General features: G+C 71.8%; 13 protein-coding genes. 9 read left to right on the top strand and 4 right to left on the bottom strand.

What is annotated here, in order from left to right:
* The first annotated feature begins 4 nt into the window (after positions 1–4).
* The 5 genes from ACFYQ6_RS08450 to ACFYQ6_RS08430 all read left to right on the top strand — a co-directional run bounded on the left by ACFYQ6_RS08450 (position 5) and on the right by ACFYQ6_RS08430 (position 3,645).
* A complete protein-coding gene (locus tag ACFYQ6_RS08450; RefSeq protein ID WP_388761698.1) occupies positions 5–847 on the top strand; it encodes a DUF4097 domain-containing protein in 843 nt (280 codons plus the stop codon).
* 76 nt (positions 848–923) lie between these two features.
* Complete coding sequence (locus tag ACFYQ6_RS08445; protein WP_388761695.1) at positions 924–1,910, top strand: ATP-binding cassette domain-containing protein; 987 nt, start codon at positions 924–926, stop codon at positions 1,908–1,910.
* Entirely contained in the window at positions 1,907–2,698 is a 792-nt protein-coding gene (locus ACFYQ6_RS08440) for an ABC transporter permease (RefSeq protein WP_388761692.1), read from the top strand. The genes ACFYQ6_RS08445 and ACFYQ6_RS08440 overlap by 4 nt, the downstream gene beginning before the upstream one ends.
* 282 nt (positions 2,699–2,980) lie before the next feature.
* Positions 2,981–3,268, top strand: a complete 288-nt coding sequence (locus tag ACFYQ6_RS08435) for a hypothetical protein (RefSeq protein WP_388761689.1) — start codon at positions 2,981–2,983, stop codon at positions 3,266–3,268.
* A complete protein-coding gene (locus tag ACFYQ6_RS08430) occupies positions 3,265–3,645 on the top strand; it encodes a hypothetical protein (RefSeq protein WP_388761686.1) in 381 nt (126 codons plus the stop codon). Before ACFYQ6_RS08435 ends, ACFYQ6_RS08430 begins: the two co-directional genes overlap by 4 nt.
* A gap of 70 nt (positions 3,646–3,715) precedes the next feature.
* On the opposite strand, the gene ACFYQ6_RS08425 is transcribed toward ACFYQ6_RS08430, so the two are convergent.
* Entirely contained in the window at positions 3,716–4,561 is an 846-nt protein-coding gene (locus ACFYQ6_RS08425; protein WP_388761683.1) for an IclR family transcriptional regulator, read from the bottom strand.
* Positions 4,562–4,789: 228 nt separating this feature from the next.
* Between ACFYQ6_RS08425 and ACFYQ6_RS08420 the strand changes: the two genes are divergently transcribed.
* From ACFYQ6_RS08420 to argB, 3 genes are all read left to right on the top strand, one after another.
* Positions 4,790–4,873 carry a putative leader peptide gene (locus ACFYQ6_RS08420; protein WP_361585947.1) on the top strand — a complete coding sequence of 28 codons (84 nt, stop codon included), beginning with the start codon at positions 4,790–4,792 and terminating at the stop codon, positions 4,871–4,873.
* Between the two features lie 258 nt (positions 4,874–5,131).
* Positions 5,132–6,595 (top strand): hypothetical protein, encoded by a 1,464-nt coding sequence (locus tag ACFYQ6_RS08415; protein ID WP_388761680.1) that lies wholly within the window; start codon positions 5,132–5,134, stop codon positions 6,593–6,595.
* A 355-nt stretch (positions 6,596–6,950) separates the two neighbouring features.
* The gene (gene argB / locus ACFYQ6_RS08410; RefSeq protein ID WP_388761677.1) at positions 6,951–7,934 is read left to right on the top strand and encodes an acetylglutamate kinase; all 984 of its coding nucleotides are present in this window, start codon (positions 6,951–6,953) and stop codon (positions 7,932–7,934) included.
* A 45-nt stretch (positions 7,935–7,979) separates the two neighbouring features.
* Here argB and ACFYQ6_RS08405 read toward each other — a convergent pair whose 3' ends face one another.
* Positions 7,980–8,192 carry an MbtH family protein gene (locus ACFYQ6_RS08405; RefSeq protein ID WP_361585928.1) on the bottom strand — a complete coding sequence of 71 codons (213 nt, stop codon included), beginning with the start codon at positions 8,190–8,192 and terminating at the stop codon, positions 7,980–7,982.
* Positions 8,193–8,540: 348 nt separating this feature from the next.
* Between ACFYQ6_RS08405 and ACFYQ6_RS08400 the strand changes: the two genes are divergently transcribed.
* Positions 8,541–9,632 carry an alpha/beta hydrolase-fold protein gene (locus ACFYQ6_RS08400; protein ID WP_388762229.1) on the top strand — a complete coding sequence of 364 codons (1,092 nt, stop codon included), beginning with the start codon at positions 8,541–8,543 and terminating at the stop codon, positions 9,630–9,632.
* 61 nt (positions 9,633–9,693) lie between these two features.
* On the opposite strand, the gene ACFYQ6_RS08395 is transcribed toward ACFYQ6_RS08400, so the two are convergent.
* Complete coding sequence (locus ACFYQ6_RS08395) at positions 9,694–11,394, bottom strand: ABC transporter ATP-binding protein (RefSeq protein ID WP_388761674.1); 1,701 nt, start codon at positions 11,392–11,394, stop codon at positions 9,694–9,696.
* Entirely contained in the window at positions 11,381–22,288 is a 10,908-nt protein-coding gene (locus tag ACFYQ6_RS08390) for an amino acid adenylation domain-containing protein (protein WP_388761671.1), read from the bottom strand. Before ACFYQ6_RS08390 ends, ACFYQ6_RS08395 begins: the two co-directional genes overlap by 14 nt.
* Between the last annotated feature and the right edge of the window lie 8 nt (positions 22,289–22,296).

Below are 22,296 nucleotides of genomic sequence, written 5' to 3'. Positions count from 1 at the left end.
AGCCATGCCTTCTTTCGACACTCCCGAGCCGATCTCGGCCACGGCTCACGTGGACGCCGGTTCCATCCAGTTCACCGCGGGCGACCGCGTCGACACCGTGGTCGAGGTGCGGCCCCGCGACCCGAAGCGGGACCAGGACGTACGGGCGGCCGATCAGACCGAGGCCACGTACTCGGCCGGCGTACTGACCATCAGGACGCCCAAGCCCAACCTGTTCGGCCGCACCGGGACCGTCGACGTCACGGTCGATCTGCCCGCGGGTTCGGGCATCGACGTCAGCGGGGCCTGGGTCCAGGTGCTCGGCGAGGGCCGGCTCGGCGAGGCCCGCGTGAAGACCTCGTCCGGCGACGTACGCCTCGACGCGACGGGTCCGCTGCGGCTGAAGGCGTCCCACGGTTCGATCACCGTGGACAGGGTCGAGGGAACGGCCGAGATCACGACCAGCTCCGGCAGTATGCGCGTCGGGCTGCTCGACGGACCGGCGGTCCTGAAGAACTCGCACGGCTCCATCACCGTCGGCGCCGCGACCGGCGAGCTGCGGGCGAACGGAGCCAACGGCGACATCGACATCCGGCGCGCGGAAGCCTCGGTCACCGCCGCCACCGCCCACGGCACCCTGCGGGTGGGCGAAGTGGTCTGCGGCACGGTCCAGTTGGAGACCTCGTACGGCTCCATCGAGGTCGGCGTCCGTGACGGCACAGCCGCCTGGCTCGATGCGCACTCCGCAGCCGGGCAGGTGCGCAACACACTCACCGCGTCGGGGACCCCGGAGGAGTCCGAGGACACCGTCAGGATCCGCGCCCGCACCCGGCACGGCAACATCGACATCCGCCGCGCCAAGGCCTGACCTGCCGCGCTTCAACTCTTCGATTCTCCCGACCACTTCAGCCTTCGCACAGGAGGACACCGTGCCCTACTCTGTCATGCCCACATCCAGTCAGGGAGACGACCGGCACTCACCGGCCGCCATCTCCGCCCTCGGTCTGCGCAAGTCGTACGGCGACAAGACCGTGCTCGACGGCATCGATCTGCGCATCCCGGCCGGCTCCGTCTTCGCGCTGCTCGGTCCCAACGGTGCGGGCAAGACCACCGCTGTGAAGATCCTGTCCACGCTCATCGGCGCCGACGGCGGCCAGGCACAGGTCGCCGGCCACGACCTCGCCGCCGAACCCCAGGCGGTGCGTGCCGCGATCGGTGTCACCGGGCAGTTCTCCGCCGTGGACGGGCTGATCACCGGTGAGGAGAACATGCTCCTCATGGCCGACCTGCACCATCTCTCCAAGGCGGAGGGCCGTCGGGTCGCCGCGGAGCTGCTGGAGCGTTTCGACCTCACCGAGGCCGCAAAGAAGCCCGCCTCCACCTACTCCGGCGGCATGAAGCGCCGCCTGGACATCGCCATGACCCTGGTCGGCGACCCGAGGATCATCTTCCTCGACGAGCCGACCACCGGCCTCGACCCCCGCTCGCGCCACACCATGTGGAAGATCATCCGCGAACTCGTCGCCGGCGGCGTCACCGTCTTCCTCACCACCCAGTACCTCGAAGAGGCCGACGAACTCGCCGACCGCATCGCCGTACTCAACGACGGCAGGATCGCCGCCGAAGGCACCGCCGACGAACTCAAGCGCCTCATCCCCGGCGGCCACGTACGCCTGCGCTTCACCGACCCCACCGCCTACCGCACCGCGGCACACGCCCTGCACGACGCCACCCAGGACGACGAAGCCCTCTCGCTCCAGATCCTCAGCGACGGAAGCCAGCGCGACCTGCGCACCATCCTCGACCGCCTCGACACCGCCGCCATCGAGGCCGACGAACTCACCGTCCACACCCCCGACCTCGACGACGTCTTCTTCGCCCTCACCGGCCCCGCCACCCTCCCCGCCCAGCCCGAGGAGACAGCCCGATGAGCAACCTCACCCTCGCCGTCCGCGACTCCACCACCATGCTGCGCCGCAACCTCCTGCACGCTCGGCGCTACCCCTCCCTCACCCTGAACCTGCTGCTCGCCCCGGTGATGCTCCTGCTGCTCTTCGTCTACATCTTCGGCGACACCATGAGCGCAGGCATCGGTGACGGAGGGGCGGACAGGTCCCAGTACCTCGCGTACATCGTCCCCGGCATCCTGCTGCTGACCATCGGCGGCACCACGATCGGCAGCGCGGTCTCCGTCGCCACGGACATGACCGAGGGCATCATCGCCCGCTTCCGTACGATGGCGATCCACCGCGGGTCCGTACTCATCGGACACGTCCTCGGCAGCGTGCTCCAGTGCGTGATGAGCGTGCTCCTCGTCGGCGCCGTCGCGGTCGCCATCGGATTCCGGGCCACGGACGCCACCGCCCTGGAGTGGATCCTCGCCGTCGGTCTCCTGGCCCTCGTATCCCTTGCCCTCACCTGGATCGCCGTGGGAATGGGCCTGTCCAGCCCCAACGCCGAGGCCGCCAGCAACAGCGCGCTGCCGTTGATGATCCTGCCGCTGCTCTCCAGCGCTTTCGTGCCGGTCGACGCGATGCCGGGCTGGTTCCGGCCGATCGCCGAGTACCAGCCCTTCACCCCGGCCATCGAAACGCTGCGAGGCCTGCTGCTGGGCAGCGAGATCGGCCACAACGGGTGGCTCGCCGTCGCCTGGTGCCTGGCACTGGCCGCGCTCGGCTACCTCTGGTCCAAGTCCTTGTTCGTCCGGGACCCGAAGTAGCGGGCAGGGACCGGCGGACAGCCCGTCACCGGTCCGCCTCCGGGGCGGTGTACTCCGACACCCTGTCGGAGTACACCGCCCCCTGCGTTTCCTGGAGGAACCCGCCGCACGGCGCCGTCCGCGGGGACGCAGAAACCAGCCCGCCCTGCGGACCCGGACACTCCGGCATACGCGCCTGGATGGCCGGACCGTCGGTGCTCCGTCGACTGACGGCAGTCGTCCGGCAGTCGGAGCATGTGGGCCCTCTGGCCCGTCGAGGACCGCCGTCCTAGGGTGCCGGCCATGGACTGGCAGACGTGGCACGCACAGTACGATCGCCCGGGCTCGTACATGGCTCAGCGACTGGAGGCGGTTCGGACACAGATCGGTGCCTCCCTGGACAGCAGTCCGCCCGGTCCGTTGCGGGTCGTCAGCCTGTGCGCCGGACAGGGACGTGACCTCCTCCCGGTGCTGGCGGACCACCCTCGCCGCGATGACGTGCGGGCACTCCTGGTCGAACTGGACCCGCGGACGCGGCGTACGCCGAGAAGACGGCCCGGTCTGCGGGCCTGGACCAGGCGGAAGTGGTGAGAGGCGACGCGTCCCTCACCGATGTGTACCGCGGCATGGTGCCCGCGGATCTCGTGCTGGTGTGCGGTGTGTTCGGCAACGTCTCCGACGAGGACATCGAGCGCACCGTCGACTCGTGCGCCGGACTCTGCCGAACCGGCGGCACCGTGGTCTGGACGCGTCATCGTGGCGCTCCCGACCGCGTGCCGCTGATCTGTGAGTGGTTCGAGACACGTGGGTTCGCACGGCAGTGGCTGTCGGACCCGGCCGCGGGGTTCGGCGTCGGCACGCACCGGTTCATGGGCGAGACGCAGCCTCTCGTTCCGGGCATGAGCATGTTCACCTTTACCGGATACGACACCCTGCGACGGGGCGGCGCGACAACGGACGACGCCTGACGGCCGGGCAGTCCCGGTCGTCGGCCCCCTCCACGACGGGGCGACGGGCAGCCCGGGGAACACTCCCACGTCAGCGGAGATCAAGTGACTCATGCTTCAGCAACTCGGAGGACATCTCGGTCGCCCCCGCTGGGGAATGGCGCGGCAGGAGGCCGGCGGCCCTGCGCAACTCGACGGCATGCTGGGCCAGCGCGGAGGAGGTACCGCGGTCCGCCGGCATGGATGCCATCAGGGCGAGCCTGTCACGCCAGCTTCTGCCCGCCAGCGGCACGGCGACCGCGTTCATCCCCTCCACCGATTCGCCCTCGCTTTCGGCGCGCCCCAGCGCCCGGATGCGCGCCAGCTCGGCGAGCAGGGCCGCCCGGGAGACAAGGGTCCGGCCGGTGACCCCGGGCAGCCGTTCCTCAGGGTAGAGGGCGCAGACCTGTTCGGTGGTGAGCTGAGCGAGAAGCACCTTGCCCGCCGCCGTGGCGTGCGCGGGGTGGGTGCGGCCGGTGTCCAGGACAGCACGGACCGGGTGGGACGACTCCCGGCCGTCCGTGATGATCACTTGATCGCCGATCAGGGCGGCGGTGCTGACGGTCTCCCCTGTCGCGGTGGCCGCCGCGTCCAGGACCACCTGGACGCGGTCCCTGATCTCGGGGCCGTACCCGGCCGGGCGGCCCAGCGTGACCAGTTCGGGTCCCGCGGAGTAGCCCCGGCCCGACGCGTCGCGCGTGGCGAAGCCACGTGCTTCCAGGGTGCTGAGCACACGGTGGGCCGTGGAGCGGGCGACCTCGAGTTCCCTGGCCGCGGCGGTGACCGACAGCGTGTCGTGGGTGAGGAAGAGGCGCATCAGACGCAGCCCGGTGTCCAGCGACTCGATGATGTAACTCTTGGCGTCGGCCACGGGATCCGGGTCCTCTCGGTCAGGCATGGGGTGCGCGTCCACGGTGCGGCGCCCGGCACCCATGATCCCGGGCCGGCGGGCACCGCGGAGCCGCTTCCGGTCCGTCCCGAGGCACGAGCCATCGGACCCTCGGCTGTCGCGGCCGCGGTCGGGGCTACGGAACAGCCGTCGCGGAGCCACACCAGGGGTGACAGCAATCCACCTGCTGATACGTGCTCTTGACCGGCCGTCAGCGCAACTGCTTGGATCCTGCGCATGAAGCGCTGCCAGGATCTCACGCGACGACGACACGTCGATCTCGTGCGTACCGCGGGCGCGCTCTGTCTCCACACCGGCTGACGACGCGGGCGGGCCTCTACGTGCCCGCCCCATGACGACGCACCGGGCGTACTCACCCCGGGTCCGATCCGCTCCGGGCCGTCGTAGCCGTGTGCCACCCCTGAGCCGGCTTGCCCCCGCGCGTCGTCGGCTCCGTGCCCGCACCGCCCCCTGCCGTGGCGATGCCGCCCGCACAGCCCAGCAGTCGGCCACGCGGCGCACTGCCCTGCCCATCTCGTTCTCGTTCTCGCCCTTCCGCCTGCCGAAAGGACCCTCTCCGTGTCCCGTTCTCCCGGCCGCCGCCGGACCACCCGCTGGAAGCCCGTCGGCGCCCTGCTCGCCGCCCTCGTGATGAGCTGCGCGGGCGCCGCCTCGGCCGTATCGCCCGCCTCGTACGGCCCGACGCCACCGCACAACCCCTACGCGGGCCCCGACGGCACCGCCACCATGCACGGGGACACGGGGTCCTCCGACACCACACCGCTGGCCGGTCCGGGTGCGGGGACGCTCGGGTCCTCGCGCACCGCGCTCGCCTCGGCCTGCCCCACCGTGCTGGTCGGGTCGGACGGCTACCCCGTCGCGCTGTGCACGCCCATCTTCGGCCAGGTGCCCACGGTGCATCTGCTCGATCCGCAGGACAACTCCTCCCTGACCACGTTGAAGCTGACCAAGGGCTCGCTGCTGGGCGGGGTGTACGCGTACATCGACCACCAGGACCGGCTGGTCGTGGCGGACGGCAGCCGCAGCCTGCTCCGCGTCGGGCACCACAGGACCAGCGCGGGCGACTGGAGTCTGACGGTCGACCGCAGCCTGTCCCTCACCTCCGTCATACCGGAGGACGACGCGGTCACCGGCCTGGCGCCGGACTGGAAGGGGCGCGTGTGGTTCGCCACGGGCGGTGGTGTGGTGGGCACCGCGGACGACTCCACCGGGACGGTGAAGACGCTGACCCTGCCGGCGGGCGAGCGTGTCGCGAACAGCATCTCCACGGCTCCCGAGGGAACGGCAGTCACGACCACCCACGCCACCTACCTGCTGAACACCGAGGACGGGACCCCGAGGGTCGTCTGGCGCAAGGCCTACGACCGGGGCACCGCCCGTAAGCCCGGCCTACTCAGCTGGGGCAGCGGATCGACCCCGACGTTCTTCGGGCCGGGGACGGGGACGGAGTACGTCGCCATCGTCGACAACGCCGACTCCACGGCGAACCTGAAGGTCTACCGCACCGCCGACGGATCGGACGTCTGCTCCGTTCCGGTGCTCCGGGCGGCCAACGGTCCCGGCAGCGAGAACTCCCCCGTGGGGGTCGGGCGCAGTGTCTTTGTGGCGGGCACCTACGGATACCCCTACCCCGCGGTTCCCGAGGGCGCGGGGAGCAGTGTGCCCGCCTCCGCGGACTTCGCCGGCGGTCTGTCACGGGTGGATGTGCGGGCGGACGGCGCGGGCTGCTCGCTGATCTGGGACAACGCCTTGCGCTCGGCCGCCGTACCGAAGCTGTCCACGGCCGATGGGCTCCTCCACACCGTGGTGCGCGACCCGTTGATCCCGGGCACCAAGGGAACGAGTCTGCTCGACCCGTTCCGCTACGTGCAGATCGACCCCGCGAACGGACAGGTCACCCACTCCGGGAAGGTCGGCGTGGGATCGCTGTACGACACCCTCCAGATGGCGGGGACGATCACCCGGGACGGCGCTTATCTGCAGGGCACCGTGACCGGCGTACTGCGCATCACCGCGCAGTGACCACGCGTGGCGGGCGGGAACCCCCTGCCCGCCACGCGCGCTCCCTCCCTGTCGTCGGCAACTCCCCCTGCGGGGAAGCGCCTTGTGTTGATTTAGGTTAGGCTCAGCTAACTCGATCCGAGGTGGGCTGGAGACGCGCACGGGCGCGTCGCCGTCACCTCGGCACCTTGCCGTGTTCGCGGGGCGGTGACCGGCTGATCATCTGCGGGGAGCACGCTCGCCTCGGCGTCCCGCTGGGGTCTGCGTGACACAGGACCCGGTGGACCCGGCGCGAGGTGATAGGCGTGACCGCACACCGGCGACACCAGGCGCACTCGGGCGGCGCGACGCACCCGCGAACCGGATGGGGAGAGAGATGGGTCCGCTCGTCACGAAACGCACCGCAGCGCATCCGGACCGCGCTGCCACCGCTTCACGTCGGCCGGAACGGACGCGCAGCGGCACGGTCGTGGTGAAGTTCGGCGGCAACGCCATGGTGGACGCGAGTCTGCAGCAGACCTTCGCCCACGACGTGGTGCGGTTGTGGCACGCCGGCCTGCGCCCCGTCGTCGTGCACGGGGGCGGCCCGCAGATCAACTCCATGCTGGACCGCCTCGGCCTGGAGAGCCGCTTCGAGGCGGGCTTGAGGGTGACCACTCCGGAGACCATGGAGGTGGTGCGCATGGTGCTGACGGGCAGGGTCCAACGTGAGCTGGTCGGCCACATCAACCGTCACGGCCCCTTCGCGGTGGGGATGACGGGCGAGGACGCGCACACGATGACGGCGGTCCGGCGCCAGGCCCGGGTGGACGGCCGCCCCGTGGACATCGGACTGGTCGGTGATGTCGTGGAGGTGAAACCGGGCATGCTTCGCACGCTCCTGGACCAGGGGCACATCCCGGTGGTCTCCCCCGTGGCCCGCGGCGAGGACGGACAGGTCTACAACGTCAACGCCGATCTGGCCGCGTCCGCCCTGGCCGTGGCCCTCGACGCCGAGCGGCTCGTGATGCTCACCGACGTGGAGGGGGTGTACGCGGACTGGCCGCGCAGCACGGCAGTGATCGAGCGCCTGACGTCGGACGCCGTCCAGAGGATGCTGCCCGGCCTGACGAGCGGGATGCTGCCCAAGATGGAGGGCTGCCTGCGTGCCGTCCGGGGCGGAGTACGTCAGGCCCACGTGCTCGACGGCCGGGTGCCGCACGCGGTCCTGCGCGGTGTCCTCGACGGGAGCAGCCCCGGCACCACCGTGGTACTCGGCGAGGGCTCCACGGAGCCGGGGCGGGGACGCGTGCCGCACAGCGGGTCCGAAAGCCCTCTCCACGGCGCCGCCGGCCGCGCTGTCACGGGCGCGAAACCGTAGCGGCGGACCGGGCCGCGCCGTCGCGGCCCGGCGTTCGCCGCAGGCTCAGGCGTCCCTCGACCCGGCGAGCGAGCGGGGACGCAGGTCGGTCCACCGCGCCTCGATGTAGTCCAGGCACGCCTCGCGCGTGTTCTCGTCGAGGACGGTGGTCCAACCGCCGGGCACGTCGGCGAAGGACGGCCAGAGCGAGTGCTGGCCCTCGTCGTTCACCAGGACCAGGAAGCGGCCTTCGGGGTCGTCGAACGGGTTGGTGCTCATCCGGCAGTTCCTCCTCGGGTCCGACGGGGCCTGGACGGCCTCGTCAGGGTGTACGTCGGTGCGTGGGCGGGCCCGGCCGGTACCGGTGCGGGACCGGCACGCCCAGGGTGCGGCGGCCCCGTCCGAACGACGGATCGGGGATGGAAGAGAAGACGGTGATTAGGTTAGGCTCGCCTAATCGAACGGGAGCTTAGCCTTTCAACTTGCCGCTCACAAGGAGACGTTCATGCGCCGCGTGATGGAACGGGTCTGCACCACGGACGGCAGGAAGGGACCGGTCGGCACGCCGAGCCGCAGCCACGTCATCCGCCCGGCAGGCAGGCCGTGACCGGGCCCGCACCCGGCCTGATGCCGTGCGCGGAGAACGGCTTCGCCGCGTACGGGCTCCGAGGCACCCCGGGCACTGAGGCGTTCTGGGATGGGGCGGGAACACCCGCGTCGGTTCCCGCCGGGGACGGCGGCTGGCTGACCCTGTTCCTCTGGCGCGGGTCGTCCGCGTACATCGACTTCGAGAGCTGGTCTCCACCCGTGCCCCTGCGCCGGTGGTCCGGCACGGACTGCTGGTACGCCGAGGTGCGCATGCCCCCGCGGCTGCGGGTGACGTACCGGTTCGTCGCCGGCGACGGGGCGTACGCGGATCCGTTCAACCCGGCCGGTGCGGGCGGTGACCGCTCCATCGCCACGACGCCCGGACTTCCGCCGCAGCCGCACTGGCCCGCCGTCGGCGCGGACGACGTCCTCCCGGTCCCGCGCACCCGCGTCCGGTGGGCGAGCGAACGGCTCGGCGGCCGGCGTACCGTGCGTGTCCACCCGGCGGGCGGCGGCGGACCGGTCGTCCTGCTGCTCGACGGCGACGACTGGCTCCATCTCCATCCGGCGACGGCGGCGTTCGACTCGGCGGTGGCCTGCGGTGACATGCCCGCGGTGACCCTCGTCTTCCTCCCGGCCAAGGACAGGGAGGCCGAGTTCGCGTGCGCGCCCGCCCTCTGGGAGTCGGTGCGTGACGAACTGCCGGCCCTGGTCGCGGAAGCGGGAGTGCCCGCCGACTGGGACCACCTGGTGGTCGCCGGGCAGAGCCTCGGCGGGCTCAGCGCCATGTACGCGGCCCTGGAGTTCCCGGACGTGGTGTCCCGGCTCGCCCTGCAGTCTCCGTCGTTCTGGTGGGAGCCCGGCGCGCCGGACCGGCCCGATCCGCTGGGCGGTCCCGTCGGCGGGGCCCTCGCCGCACGTCTGCGGCAGCGCCCCGACCTGTCCCGGCTGCGGGTCGCCTTCGACGTCGGCGAACACGAGACGCGCATGCTGCCGCACTGCGAGTCGGCCGAGGCGCTCGCCGCTCAGGCCGGTGCGACGGTACGGGTCTCCCGGTCGCCGTCGGACCACGACCGGGCCGGATGGCGTCACGCCCTGCTGAGGGACGTCGCCTGGGCGCTGGAGCGGTAGAGCGCCCGTCCGGATCATGCCGGGCCGGCGTGTCCCGGCCTGATCCGGACGGGGGCCCAGGTCATCTGGCCACGGCCCGGCAGTAGTCCGCGTCGGAGGCGAGGAGATTGCGATGGGTGTCCTCGGCGGTGACGACGCCGTCGTCCAGTACGAGCACCCGATCGGCGGCGTCCAGGAGCGCCGGACTACTGGTCATCACGACGGTGGTCCGGCCGCGCCGCAGCTTCGCGATGTTGCGTGCGATGAGCTGTTCGGTGACCGCGTCGACAGCCGTCGTCGGGTCGCGCAGGACGAGGATCTCGGAGTCGGCGGCGAGGGCCCGGGCCAGGGAGAGCCGTTGCCGCTGGCCCCCGGAGAGGTTCGCTCCGCGGTCCCGGACGGCGTGGTCGAGCCCTTCGCGGTGCAGGGCGACGACATCGGTCAGCAGGGACGCCTCGACGGCTTCCGGGACGAGACGGCTGGTGCCCGAAGGATCGATGTTGGTGCGGAGCGTGCCCGCGAAGATCTCCGCGTCGTAGGGGTTCACCAGCATGTGTGCGCGGAGCGCCTCGACCGACAGGTCCGCGATCTCCCGGCCGCCGACCCGCACCGTCCCTCCGTACGCCTGCGGCGGGATGTTCATCCCCAGGATCGACGCCAGGTCCGCCGCCGCCCGCGGCTGGTAGGCCGCGATCGCCACGAACTCGCCCGCCCCCACCTGGAACTTCAGCTCCCGCAGTGACCCGTACCGTACGCCGTCGATCTCCAGGTCCCCGCCCTCGCCCGGCTCCCGGTGGCCCGGCTCCGTGAGGGGCGGCGCCGTCAGCACCAGTGCCATGCGGTCCGCCGAGGCGCGCGCCATCATGATGTACTTCGGCATCTCCGAGAACATCTTGAGCGGCTCCATGACGAACTGGGCCAGCCCCACGGCCATGACGAGCTCACCGATGGTGATCCGGCCTTCGTACGCCAGCCACCCGGCCGTCAGGGTCACGGCCGCGGCGAGAACCGCGTTGAGAGCCAGGGCGGTTCCGGCGTACACACCGTTCACCCTGGCGACGGTGACCGCCTGGTGCTTCGCCTCCGTGCTGACCTTGCGGTAGGACCGGAACGCCGCGTGGTTGCCGCCGAAGCCGTGCAGCGGCCGCAGGCCGGTGATCAGGTCGGCGACCTTGGCGCCCGCGCGCGCCACCCTGGCCTGCTGTTCGCGGGTGCTCGAACCGATCCGCCGGGACATCACGCTCAGGACCGAGAGGATCGCGACGGTCCCCACGACGACCAGCAGGCCGAGCCGGACGTCGGCCAGCCCCAGCGCGACCGACGCGACCACCACCGCGACCAGCGAACTCACCAGCAGGGGCACCACCTCGACGATGTCGGCGGTCTGGTCGGCGTCCTCGGTGGCGATGGTCAGCACCTCGCCGGACTTCAGGTCGACGTCCCTGGCCACCGGCTGGAGACCGCAGGCCGCGACCCGCACCCTCCAGCGGTGCGCCTCGGTCGTGTTCGCCTTCTGCAGGACGCGCATCCCGAACCGCCACGACAACGAGACGGTCGTGATGATCACGGCCAGTCCGGCGATCGACAGGCCGAGCGAGCCGAGGCTGCGCTCGCGCATGGTGTTCTCGACGATCAGGCCGAGCGCGATGGGGAAGGCGGTCTCCCCCGCCTGGTAGAGACCCATGAGGACGGTGCCCCGGACCACCGCGCCGGCGTTGCGGCGCAGGGCGGTCCGGAGGATGTCGGCCCCGGGTCGGGGCCGCTTCGTGTCAGGCGTTGTCATCAAGATGGCGGGCAATCGCTTCCGGGGTTCGAAGGGTGAGCAGATCTCGGATGGTGATCACAGGACCGTACTCCCGGCGGAGCAGCCCGATCAGGCGCACCGCCAGCATGGAGTGACCTCCCAGGGACACGAAGTCGCTGACCGCGCTCACCTCGTCGTCGTCGAGGTCGAGAGCCTCGGCGAAGAACTCGCAGACCGCCGTCTCCGTCCCGGTCCCCGGGGCGCGCTCCCCCACCGTGGTGAGCACGCCCAGCGGCTTGGCCTCGGGGAGGGCCTTCGTGTCGGCCTTGCCGTTCACGGTCAGCGGGATGCGGTCGACCTGGGCGTAGTGCGTCGGACGCAGGAAGTCCGGCAACCCGGCACCCGCCTCGGCGGCGACGGTGGCCAGGTCGGAGCCGCTCAGCACGAGGTAGGCGGCCAGCCTGTACGCCCCGTCGACCTGGGGGTCGGGCTGGGCCACCGCGGCGGCGAACCGCACCGCCGGATGGGCCGCGAACACGGCCTCCACCTCGCCCGGTTCGACCCGGTGGCCACGGATCTTGACCTGCTGGTCTGTGCGGCCGAGGTACATGAGGTTCCCGTCGGGCCGTCGCACGACGAGGTCCCCGGTGCGGTACATACGCTCGCCGGGCTCACCGAACGGGCACGCGACGAAGCGGTGCGCGGTCTGGGCGGGCTGCCCGAGATAGCCGCGCGCGATGCCGATGCCCGAGACGTACAGCTCGCCCGGCACCCCGTCCGGCAGAGGCCTCAGCCATGGGTCGAGCACGTACACGTCGGTGTTGTCGATGGCCACCCCCACCACCGGGTCCTGGCATTCGAAGGTGCCGACGCCCAGGGTGTTGATGGTGTACTCGGTGGGCCCGTACAGGTTGTAGCCGGCCGTCCCCTCGGTCTCGGCGAGCCGCTGCCACAGCCCCGGGGTGACGGCCTCGCCGCCCAGCAGCACCAGCGCGGGCCGCCGCCCGGGGTCGTCGAGCAGCCCTTCGGCGACGAGCTGCTGCGCGTAGGTCGGGGTCACGTTGATGACGTCGATCCTGTGCTCGGCGCAGTATTCGACGAGCCGGGGTGCGTCGCGGCGCAGTTCCTCGTCGCAGATGTGCACCTCATGGCCGTCGGCGAGCCAGAGGAGCTCCTCCCACGACATGTCGAACGCGAAGGACACCGTGTGCGCGATCCGGAACACGCGGTGCCCGTGGTCCGCCAGTACCGGCTCGAAGATGCGTCGCTGATGGTTGATCAGCATGTTGGTGAGCCCGGCGTACTCGGTCACCACCCCCTTGGGTCTGCCGGTCGATCCGGAGGTGTAGATCGTGTACGCGGGGTGCCGCAGCCGGTCGGGAGAGTCCGGCTCGAACGTCACGAACGGCTCGGCCCGCGGCAGAGGGCGGTCGAGTTCGATCAGGTCGCCGGTCAGCCGGTGCGCCACGGAGCTCACGGTGAGGATCACGTCCGGGCGCGCGCCGTCGACGATCGAGGCGATCCGCTCGTCCGGGTGGTCCAGTTCCAGCGGCACGTACGCCGCCCCGACGCGCAGTACGGCGAAGAGCGCCACGATCGAGTCGAGGGAGCGGGGCACGGCGAGGCCCACGGTCCGCTCCGGGCCGATGCCGCGTCCGGCGAGTACGCCCGCCACGGCGCGGCTGCGGTCCCGCAGCTGCGCGAAGGTCATGACCGACCCGTGGGCGACGAGGGCCACACGCCCGGGGTCGCGGTCCGCCGCCAGGTCGAACCGGTCGACGACCGTGTCCGTGCCGATGCCGGTGCGTTCGCCGGGTTCCGGGACCGGTGCGAGACCGGGCAGGGCGCCGACCGGCCCGGTGGTCCGGGCCAGGTCGTCCAGGACGCGCAGGTAGTCGTCGACGAGCTTGCGGGCCTTCCCCGCGTCGCCGTCGCGGTATTCCAGCTTGACCGTCAGGCGGTCGCCGGGGGTGACCACCCAGGTGAACGGGTAGTGCGTCGAGTCGTCCGCCTTCACCGAGGTGATGCCGTGCCTGGCGTTCATCTCGGCGAAGGCGTCCATGTCCAGGAAGTTCTGGAGCACGAAGAGGTTGTCGAAGAGGTCGTCGTGCCCGCCGGCCCGCTGGATCTCCCCCAGTCCCAGGTGCTCGTGTTCCATCGCGTCGACCCTGGCCGTCTGCACGGCCGACAGGTAGGCCCCGACCGAGTCGTCCGGACGCGCCCGCGTCCACATCGGCACGGTGTTGAGGAGCACGCCGACGATGCCGGAGAGTCCCTCTCCCTCCCTGCCGGAGACCGTCACGCCGAACACCGCGTCGCTGCGGCCCGTGTGCGCGCCCAGCAGGAGACCGAGGGCTCCGGTCAGCACCGAGTTCAGCGTGACGCCGTGCGCCTTGGCGGCTTCCCGCACCAGGTCCGACTGTTCGGCGGACAGCGTGCGGACGAGTGCGCGCGGCAGCTCGTCCGGGAAGGACGGGCGCTCCCCGGCCAGCAGCGTGGGTCCGCCGAGGCCGGCCAGGTGGTCGGCCCAGAAGCGCTCCGAGACGGCGTCGTCCTTGGCGGCCAGGGTCCGTGCGTGGTCCTCGAAGCCGGGCGTCGCCGGGACCGCGTGCAGTTCCTCGCCGGCGAGGAGGGCCCGGTACGCGTCGAAGAGGTCCCGCAGCAGGATCTCGCGGGACCAGCCGTCCCACAGCAGCAGGTGGTAGCTCAGCAGCAGACCGTCGCGTCCGCCGGGGAGCCGTACCACCGTCAGCCGGATCAGCGGCGGTTCGCCCGGGTCGAATCCCGTGTCGCGGTCACGGGAGCGCAGGGCGTCGACCTCCCTGTCCGTGGCCAGCCGGACCGTACGGACGTCGACACGCCGGCCCGGCCTGAGCACCTGGACGGGATTTCCGTGGTCGTCGGTGGTGAAGCCCGCACCCACGACCGGGTGCCGCGCGATCACGTACGCCATCGCCCCGGCCAGTGCGTCGGCGTCCAGGCGCCGGTCGAAGGAGAAGTAGCTCTGCGCGACGTAGTGGCCCGCCGGGCCGGCCATCTGGGCCTGGAAGAACAGGCCGCGCTGGAGCGGGGTCACCGGTGCCGTGCGCTCGGCGGTCGTGGTGGCGTCCGCGAGGCGTTCCAGCGCGCTCCGCCAGTGCTCGGTCACCTCGTCCGGGATGCCGTCGGCGAGCGTGAAGGCCGCGTGCAGGGCACCGGTCGTCTCGTCGGTCCAGGCGTTGACCTCGACGGCGTACGGGCTGCCCTGGTCGCCGCCGGTGATGTGCGGGGTCTGGGTCTCGCCGCCCCGGCCCAGATAGTTGAACAGCACCTGGGGGCGGGCGGTCAGCAGCGGGGCGGTCTGCGGGTTGAGGTGGCGCAGCTGTCCGTAGGCGAGGTGCCCGAGCTCGTCGGGCTGGCGCTCGACGAGCTCGCGTGCCGCCGCCACGGGGTCGGTGTGCGCGGTGAGGCGCACGGGGGCGATCGAGGTGAACCAGCCGACCGTACGCGTGTAGTCGTGGCCCTCCCGTACCGGGACCCTGCCGTGCCTCTCCAGATCGATCGCGAGATCGGTGGGGGTGGTCTGGATCCGGGTGAGCGCGGTGCGCAGCGCGCCGCAGAGGAGCTCGGTCGGCCCGATGCCGAGGACGGCGGGCACGGTGCGGGTCAGACGGTCGCCCACCTCGGGCGGGAGGACGACCGTCGTCTGGCGCAGGTTCCCGGTTGCGGGGAGCAGCGGGGGCGCCTGGAGGGTGGTGATCCAGTGCCCGAGGCTCTCGGTGACGTGCCCGGACCCGGCGCTCAGGGCTTCGGCGTACGCGGCGTAGGGCGTGGTCGGCGCCGGCGGCGTCGCCCCGCGCATCGCGGCGGCGAGGTCGTCCAGCAGGATCAGCCAGGAGACGGCGTCGACGGCCAGGTGGTGTGCGGTGACCACGAGGGTCCGGCTCGCTTCGAGCCAGGTGAAGGCGATGACGTCGCCGGATTCGGGGTCGAGTCGGTCGGCGGCCTCGTTGGCGGCGGTGGCGGCGTCGGCCGTGCCCGCGCTCCGGACCACGGTGACCTGGCGGGCCGGTTCGGTGCGCAGTGCCCAGACCCCGTGCGTCATGTGCAGCCGCAGCCGCAGCGCCGGGTGTGCCGCCACGACCGCGTTCGCGGCGCGCTCGGCGTCGGCGAAGCCCGTGTCCTCGGCCGCCACCAGGGTCCTCGCCTGGGCGAACCGGGCGAGCGATCCGCCCAGTTCCCGCTGACGCAGGATGATCGGTGTGGGCGTCAGCGGCCCGTCCTCGCGGACGGGTTCGGGGGCCGTGTCCTGCGGTGCGCGCGCCGCCTGATGTCCGGCGAGCGCCCGCGGTGTCCTGAGGAGGAACACATCACGTGGCGCGATCCGCAGTCCGAGGGCCCGGGCCCGGTTGATCACCGTGATGGCGACGATGCTGTCGCCGCCCGCCATGAAGAAGTCGGTGTCGGCGTCCACGGTGCCGGAGCCCGGCAGGGCGTCGGCGAAGATGCCTACGAGCGCGTCGAGCGCGGCGTCGCCGGCGGTGGCGGCGGTGGCGGGCTGGGTGACGTCCTGTGCGGCACGCTCGGTCAGGGCCTTGCGGTCCAGCTTGCCGTTGACGGTCAGCGGCAGGGCGTCCACCGTCAGCACCCGGCCGGGCACCATGTGCGCGGGCAGCTTCGCGGACAGGACGGCCGTGAGGTCGCCGGGCACGCGCCCCACGAGGTGGGCGACGAGATGGTCTGCCTCGGGTGCCACGGTGACGGCCACGTCGACCACACCGTCGAGCTCGCGGATCGCGGACTCGACCTCTCCCGGTTCGATCCGGAAGCCCTTGAGCTGCACCTGGTCGTCGGCGCGTCCGGTGAACTCCAGCTCGCCGCCCAGCGTGCGGCGGGCGAGGTCGCCTGTGTGGTACATCCGTGAGCCGTCCCCGGTGAACGGGTTCGCCACGAACCGGCCGGCGGTGAGCCCCGGCCGGCCCAGGTAGCCGAGCGACACCTGGTCGCCCGCCACGTAGATGGCGCCGACCCGGCCGGGCGGTACGGGGCGCAGCCGGTCGTCGAGCAGATAGGTGACCAGACCGGGCAGCGGACCGCCGATCGGGCTGACGACGCCGTCGAAGTCCTCGTCGGTGAGCACCCGGTGGGTGACGTGGACGGTGGTCTCGGTGATGCCGTACATGTTGACCAGTTCGGGGGAACCGGTGCCGTGCCGCTCGACCCAGCCGCGCAGCCGAGCGAGGTCCAGCGCCTCGCCGCCGAAGATGACGCGGCGCAGAGCGGTGAGGGGTTCACCGGCGTGCCGGTCGGCCTCGATGAACCGGTGGAAGGCCGAGGGGGTCTGGTTGAGGACGGTCACCCCGCGCTCGCGGACCAGCCGGTGGAAGTCCACCGGGGAGCGGGTGAGGGCGTAGTCGGGTACGAGCAGCTCGGCGCCGTTGGTGAGCGCGCCCCACAGCTCCCATACGGCGAAGTCGAAGGAGTAGGAGTGGAACTGGACCCAGACGTCGTGCGGTCCGAAGTCCATGAGGGACTGTGTTTCGGCGAGCAGTGTCACGACGCTGGAGTGCGGGACGACGACGCCCTTGGGCCTGCCGGTCGAGCCGGACGTGTAGATGACGTAGGCGGGGTCGTGCCATCCGGCCTCGGGCGCGGCGGCGGGCAGCGCCGGTTCGTCGTGCCGGGTGGGCTCCTCACCGGCCACGAGGACGCGCGCCGCCGGCACGCACCGGTCGAGCAGTGCCGTGAACCGGTCCCGCTCCCCCGGGGCGACGAGGACCACCTGTGGGGCGGAGTCGGCGAGGATGTACTCGAGCCGTTCGTCCGGGTAGGCCAGATCCAGCGGTACGTAGGCGGCGCCCGCGCTGACGACGGCGATCAGGGCGACGACCTGGTCGAGGGAGCGCGGCACGGCGACGGCGACCCGCCGGCCCGGTCCGGCTCCAGCGGCGCGCAGGGTCTCGGCCAGGTGGTTCTTCGCGTCCGCCAGCTCGGCGTACGTCAGCGAGCTGGTCCCGCCGTCGAGGGCGCACAGGGTGACGGCGAGGGAGTCCGGGTCTCGCTCCGCGACGGTGTCGAACAGCCGGTCCAACGTCGTCGGTGTGACCCGCCCGTGCTCCCTGGCGGGGCGGGGCGCCAGCTCGTCGACGTGGGCTTCCGGCCGGGTGAGCAGAGCGTCGAGGGCCGAGGTGAACGTACCCAGGATCGCCCGGGCGCCCGCCTCGCGCAGCAACGCGGCGTCGTAGATCAGGTTGAAGCGCGGACGGCCCTCGGGGTCGCGCTCGACCACCAGGGTGAGGGGGTAGTGGGGAGCGCCCTCGTTCACCAGGCCGGTGATCACCACTTCGTCGTCCGGTCCGCGCAGCTCCGCGAGGTCGGTCGCGACGTCGAAGACCACGAGGGTGTCGAAGAGGGATCCGCCGTCGGCCCGACGGCCGGTCCTCGCCAGCGAGACGTGCTGGTGCGGGAGCACGGCGCTCTGGTGCTCCCGCACGGAGGCGAGCAGCTCACGCGCCGTGGTGCCGGCTCCCCAACGGGCGCGCACGGGGATGGTGTTGATGAACAGGCCCACCATGTCCCCGATGCCGGGCACCTCCGCGTCACGCCCCGAGACGGTCGAGCCGAACACCACGTCGGTGGAGTGCAGGATGCTGCCGAGCGCCACGGCCCAGGCGCTGTGGACGGCGACGCTCAAGGGGACACCCGCGGACCGTGCGCCCGCGTCGATGTCGTCGGCCGGTACCACGGCGGTGTCCGCGAACCGGTCGGAGGGGGTGTGTCCGTCGGCGACCAGCGAGGGGCCTGGCAGCCCGTCGAGCTGTTCGCGCCACACCCGGTCGCTCTCGTCCTCGTCCAGGCCGGCGAGCCATCGCACGTAGTCCGGGAAGCCGCCGAGCGGGTACAGGCTTCCCGGCGCGTGGTACTCGGCGAGCAACGTGCGCAGCATCGGCGGTACGGACCAGCCGTCAGCGATGATGTGGTGGACGGTCTGGACGAGGACGTTGTGCCCCGCTCCCGCCCGGATGAGCGTGTACCGCATCAACGGCCCCGAGGCCAGGTCGAATCCGGCGCGACGGTCCCGCTCGGCGTGTTCGCGTATCTCCGCCTCGGTGATCCCGGGGCGGTCCAGGGTGGTGAAGGGAGCCGTCGTGCCGCTCTCCAGGACGGAGACCACACGGCCGTCGGCGAGCGCGACGAACCTCGCCGCGAGGTTGGGGCAGAGGGTGAGGAGCCGGGTCGCCGCCGCGGCGAGGCGGTGGGCGTCCACCTCGCCCTCCAGCGTCAGCAGTTGCTGTTCGACGTAGCTGCCCTCTGAGTCGTCGTCGAAGACGGAGTGGAAGTACAGGCCCTCCTGCAGGGGGGTCAGGGGCAGGATGTCGCGCAGGTCCGGTCCGTCCAGGGCGTCGACATCGGCCTGGGTGAGCCGCACCAGGTCGAAGTCGCCGGGAGAGTGGCCGCCGTCGTCCAGCGCGGCCAGACCGGTCAGGGCCTCCTGGAGGTACGCGCCTATGGCGGTGATGTCCTCGTCGGTGAACATGCCGTCGGGCCAGGAGATGGTGGTGAGCAGCTCGTACTCGCCGTTCGGCGCGGGTTCGGCGATCGCGTTGAACTCCAGGGCGCGTGGCAGACGCATCCGCGCGTCGCGCCGTTCGCCGAGCTGGCCCGTGGCGCCGGCGAACTGCCAGTCCCCCGCGGTGCCCGAGTCGAAGCGTCCCAGGTAGTTGAACAGCACCTGCGGAGCCGGGGCCTCGAAGGCGGCACCGGCCAGGTGCCGCAGGACGCCGTACGACAGGCCGTTGCCCGGGACCCGCGCGAGGTCGTCCTTGACCGCCTTCAGCGCCGCGGAAAGATAGGCCGGCGCGGTGGGGTCGGGCGCCGCGCCCGGGTCCACCACGACGGGGAACAGGGTGGTGAACCAGCCGACCGTCCGCGACAGTTCGGGCTCGAACCCGGCGGCCTCCGCCACGAACCGCCCTTCGCGGCCGTGCCCCTCCAGTTCGATGTGCGCGAAGGTCTGGTCCTGCCCGAGGTCGCGGCGCCACCGCGCGAGGGCGACGGCCAGCCCGGTGAGCAGTACGTCGTTCACCCGGGCGTGGAACTTCGCCGGTATCTCGCCCAGCAGCGCGGCCGTGGCCTCGTGGCCGACCGTCACGGTCCTGATCCGCTCCCGTGCCACGGTGTCGGCGGGGGACGGTGCGCGCCGGCCCACCGGAAGGTCCGGGCCCGGCAGGGGGCGCCGGTAGAAGGCGCGGTCCGCCGCGAACTCGGTGCTCTCCAGGAGCTGGGTCCAGCGCCTGAAGGACGTCCCCACAGGGGGAAGCTGGATCGGGGCTCCGGCGGAGTACTGCCGCCACGCCGTGGCCAGGTCGTCCGTCAGGATGCGCCAGGAGACGCCGTCGATCACCACGTGGTGGGCCACCAGCACCAGTTGACGGGCCCGGCGGCGCCAGACGGCGCGCAGCATCACACCGGCGTCCGGGTCCAGGCCCTCGGTGGCGAGTTCGGCGCACGCGTCGGGCGGCAGCTCGCTCTCCTGCCACTGCGCGACGGCCCGGTCCGCCTCGGGGATGTCGAAGCTCCACCGGTCGCCACGCACCAGCCTGGCACGCAGCATGGGGTGCCGCTCGACGACGGCGGTGAGGATCCGGTCGAGGGCGTCCGTGGTGAGGTCCGCGGGCGTGTTCAGCACGACCGACTGCACGAAGCCGTCGATCGCGTCCGTCGTCTCACCGAGCCACTGCACGATGGGCGATCCCACGACGGGGCCGGTCGGCGTGTCACCGGTCCCGCCGGTGGAGACGTCCTCACGGCTCGCGACGGCTGCCAGCGCGCCGACGACGCTGTTGGCGAAGATCTGCCGTGCCGTGACGTGGAGCCCCGCCTCGCGCAGCGCGCTGAGCAGCGAGATGGCCAGGATGCTGTCTCCGCCGAGCCGGAAGAAGTCCTGGTCGACGCCGACCTCCTCCAGCCGCAGTACCGACGCGACCGCGGCGCACACCAGGCGCTCGTTCTCCGTGGTGGGCGCGACGATCGTGCCCGTTCCCGTGCGGGGTTCCGGCAGCGCGGCACGGTCGAGCTTGCCGTTGGCGGTCAGGGGGAAGGCGTCGAGCACGACCACATGGGCGGGCACCATGTACTCCACCATGTGCCGGGCGGCCCACTCCGTGACCTCGTCCCCCGTCAGGTCCTCGCTGCCGGCGGCCGGAATCACGTACCCCACCAGGTAGGTGCCGCCCGCCGAGTTCTTCTTCGCGACGACGCAGGTGTGCCGGACGGAGGGGTGCTCCGCGAGACCCACCTCGACGTCCTCGATCTCCAGCCGCATGCCGCGGATCTTGATCTGGTTGTCCGCGCGGCCGAGGAAGTCCAGCGATCCGTCCGGGGCGAACCGTGCGAGGTCGCCCGTGCGGTAGAGCCTGGATCCGTCCTCCGCGAACGGGTTCGCGACGAACCGGGACGCCGTGAGACCGGGTGCGTTCACGTATCCGCGTCCCAGGAGGAACCCTCCCACGTACAGCTCGCCCCCGACACCGACCGGGACCGGGCGCAAGTCGTCGTCCAGCACGTACAGCTGGGTGTTGGGGTTGGCCTTGCCTATGGATGTCGACAGGCGCTCGGCCTCGCCCCGGTAGATGACGTGCGAGACGCCGATGGTCGTCTCGGCCGGACCGTAGCCGTGGTACATGGGGATGTCGAGCCGGGTGCGGAACCGCTCGTACAGTTCGGGCGTCAGCACCTCGCCGCCGCACCACACGTGCCGCAGGCTGTCCAGCCTGCCGGAGTCGCCCGCCATCTCCAGCAGTACGTCGAGCATGGACGACACCAGGTACGTGAAGGTGACGCGCTGCTCGGCGATCACGCTCAGCAGGTGCTGCGGATCGCGTTCGCCGCCGGGCCGCAGGACCACGAGCCTGCCGCCGCAGACCAGCGGCAGGAAGATCTCGTTGATGGAGATGTCGAAGGACAGCGGGGCCTTGAAGAGCGAGGCGTCGTCGTGGCCGAAGCCCAGGATCTCGTCGACCTGCCAGAGCAGGCGCTCGCTGATCGCCTCGTGGCGGATCATCGCGCCCTTGGGCCGTCCGGTCGAGCCGGACGTGAAGATCACATAGGCCAGGGCGTTCCCGTCCACAGTGACCTCGGGTGCCACGACGGGCTGGGAACCGAAACTCCAGTCGCCGAGGTCGACGGGGACCGCCTCGGGTTCACCCTGCTCGTGTTCGCCCGACGCGTTGAGCTGGAGCACCACCCGCGCGTCCTGGATGACGACGGCTCGGCGCTCGGCCGGCCACTGCGGGTCGAGGGGAACGAAGGCGCACCCGGCCTGGAGCACGCCGAGCAGGCCGATGACCATGTCCGCGGAGCGGCTCAGGGAGATGCCGACGACCTCTTCGGCGGTGAGCCCGCGAGCAACAAGGTGATGAGCCAACTGTGCTGACATTTCAGTTGCTTGACGGTACGTCAGTGAGCGCGTGCCGTCGACGACGGCGACCGCGTCCGGTCTGAGGCGCGCCTGCTCGCGGAACATCTCCATGATGGTGGGGCGGGCGCGATCGGCCTCGGTGTCGTTCCACCGCGTCAGTGCCTCGATGCGCGCCTCGGGGCTGGAGGGCCCGATGGTGCCGACCGGGCGGTCGGGGAAGTCCGCCAGGTCGTCGAGCGCGAGTTGCGCGTCGGCCGGTTCCACGCCTTCGGGGACGGTGATGCTCCGCCCGTCGGCTCCGACGGGCCAGTCACCGGGAGCGCCGCCGCCGTTCGCGACCCAGCCGAGTACGTCGGCGAACAGTGTGCCCGGGGTCAGTTCCATGCCCTCGGGACCGCGCCCCGTCGCCCAGTAGGCCAGCCCGACGGCGCACGCCTGGGCGATGGTCCGGTCTGAGTAGGCGCCGGTACGCCTGCGTACGCCGGCCTGACTCGTGGGAGAAAGCAGCACGAGGCGAGCGCTCGGATCCACCATCGGAGACT

The sequence above is a fragment of the Streptomyces sp. NPDC005494 genome (assembly GCF_042872025.1).
Classification (GTDB): Bacteria; Actinomycetota; Actinomycetes; order Streptomycetales; family Streptomycetaceae; genus Streptomyces.
This window is presented reverse-complemented; position numbering and strand designations above follow the sequence as displayed.

Excerpts from the sequence above, each read along its gene's own strand:
- ACFYQ6_RS08450 (WP_388761698.1), top strand. The coding sequence starts at position 5 with ATGCCTTCTTTCGACACTCCCGAGCCGATCTCGGCCACGGCTCACGTG.
- ACFYQ6_RS08445 (WP_388761695.1), top strand. The coding sequence starts at position 924 with ATGCCCACATCCAGTCAGGGAGACGACCGGCACTCACCGGCCGCCATC.
- ACFYQ6_RS08435 (WP_388761689.1), top strand. The coding sequence starts at position 2,981 with ATGGACTGGCAGACGTGGCACGCACAGTACGATCGCCCGGGCTCGTAC.
- ACFYQ6_RS08440 (WP_388761692.1), top strand. The coding sequence starts at position 1,907 with ATGAGCAACCTCACCCTCGCCGTCCGCGACTCCACCACCATGCTGCGC.
- ACFYQ6_RS08425 (WP_388761683.1), bottom strand. The coding sequence starts at position 4,561 with ATGCCTGACCGAGAGGACCCGGATCCCGTGGCCGACGCCAAGAGTTAC.
- ACFYQ6_RS08420 (WP_361585947.1), top strand. The coding sequence starts at position 4,790 with ATGAAGCGCTGCCAGGATCTCACGCGACGACGACACGTCGATCTCGTG.
- ACFYQ6_RS08395 (WP_388761674.1), bottom strand. The coding sequence starts at position 11,394 with ATGACAACGCCTGACACGAAGCGGCCCCGACCCGGGGCCGACATCCTC.
- ACFYQ6_RS08400 (WP_388762229.1), top strand. The coding sequence starts at position 8,541 with ATGCCGTGCGCGGAGAACGGCTTCGCCGCGTACGGGCTCCGAGGCACC.
- ACFYQ6_RS08405 (WP_361585928.1), bottom strand. The coding sequence starts at position 8,192 with ATGAGCACCAACCCGTTCGACGACCCCGAAGGCCGCTTCCTGGTCCTG.
- ACFYQ6_RS08390 (WP_388761671.1), bottom strand. The coding sequence starts at position 22,288 with ATGGTGGATCCGAGCGCTCGCCTCGTGCTGCTTTCTCCCACGAGTCAG.
- argB (WP_388761677.1), top strand. The coding sequence starts at position 6,951 with ATGGGTCCGCTCGTCACGAAACGCACCGCAGCGCATCCGGACCGCGCT.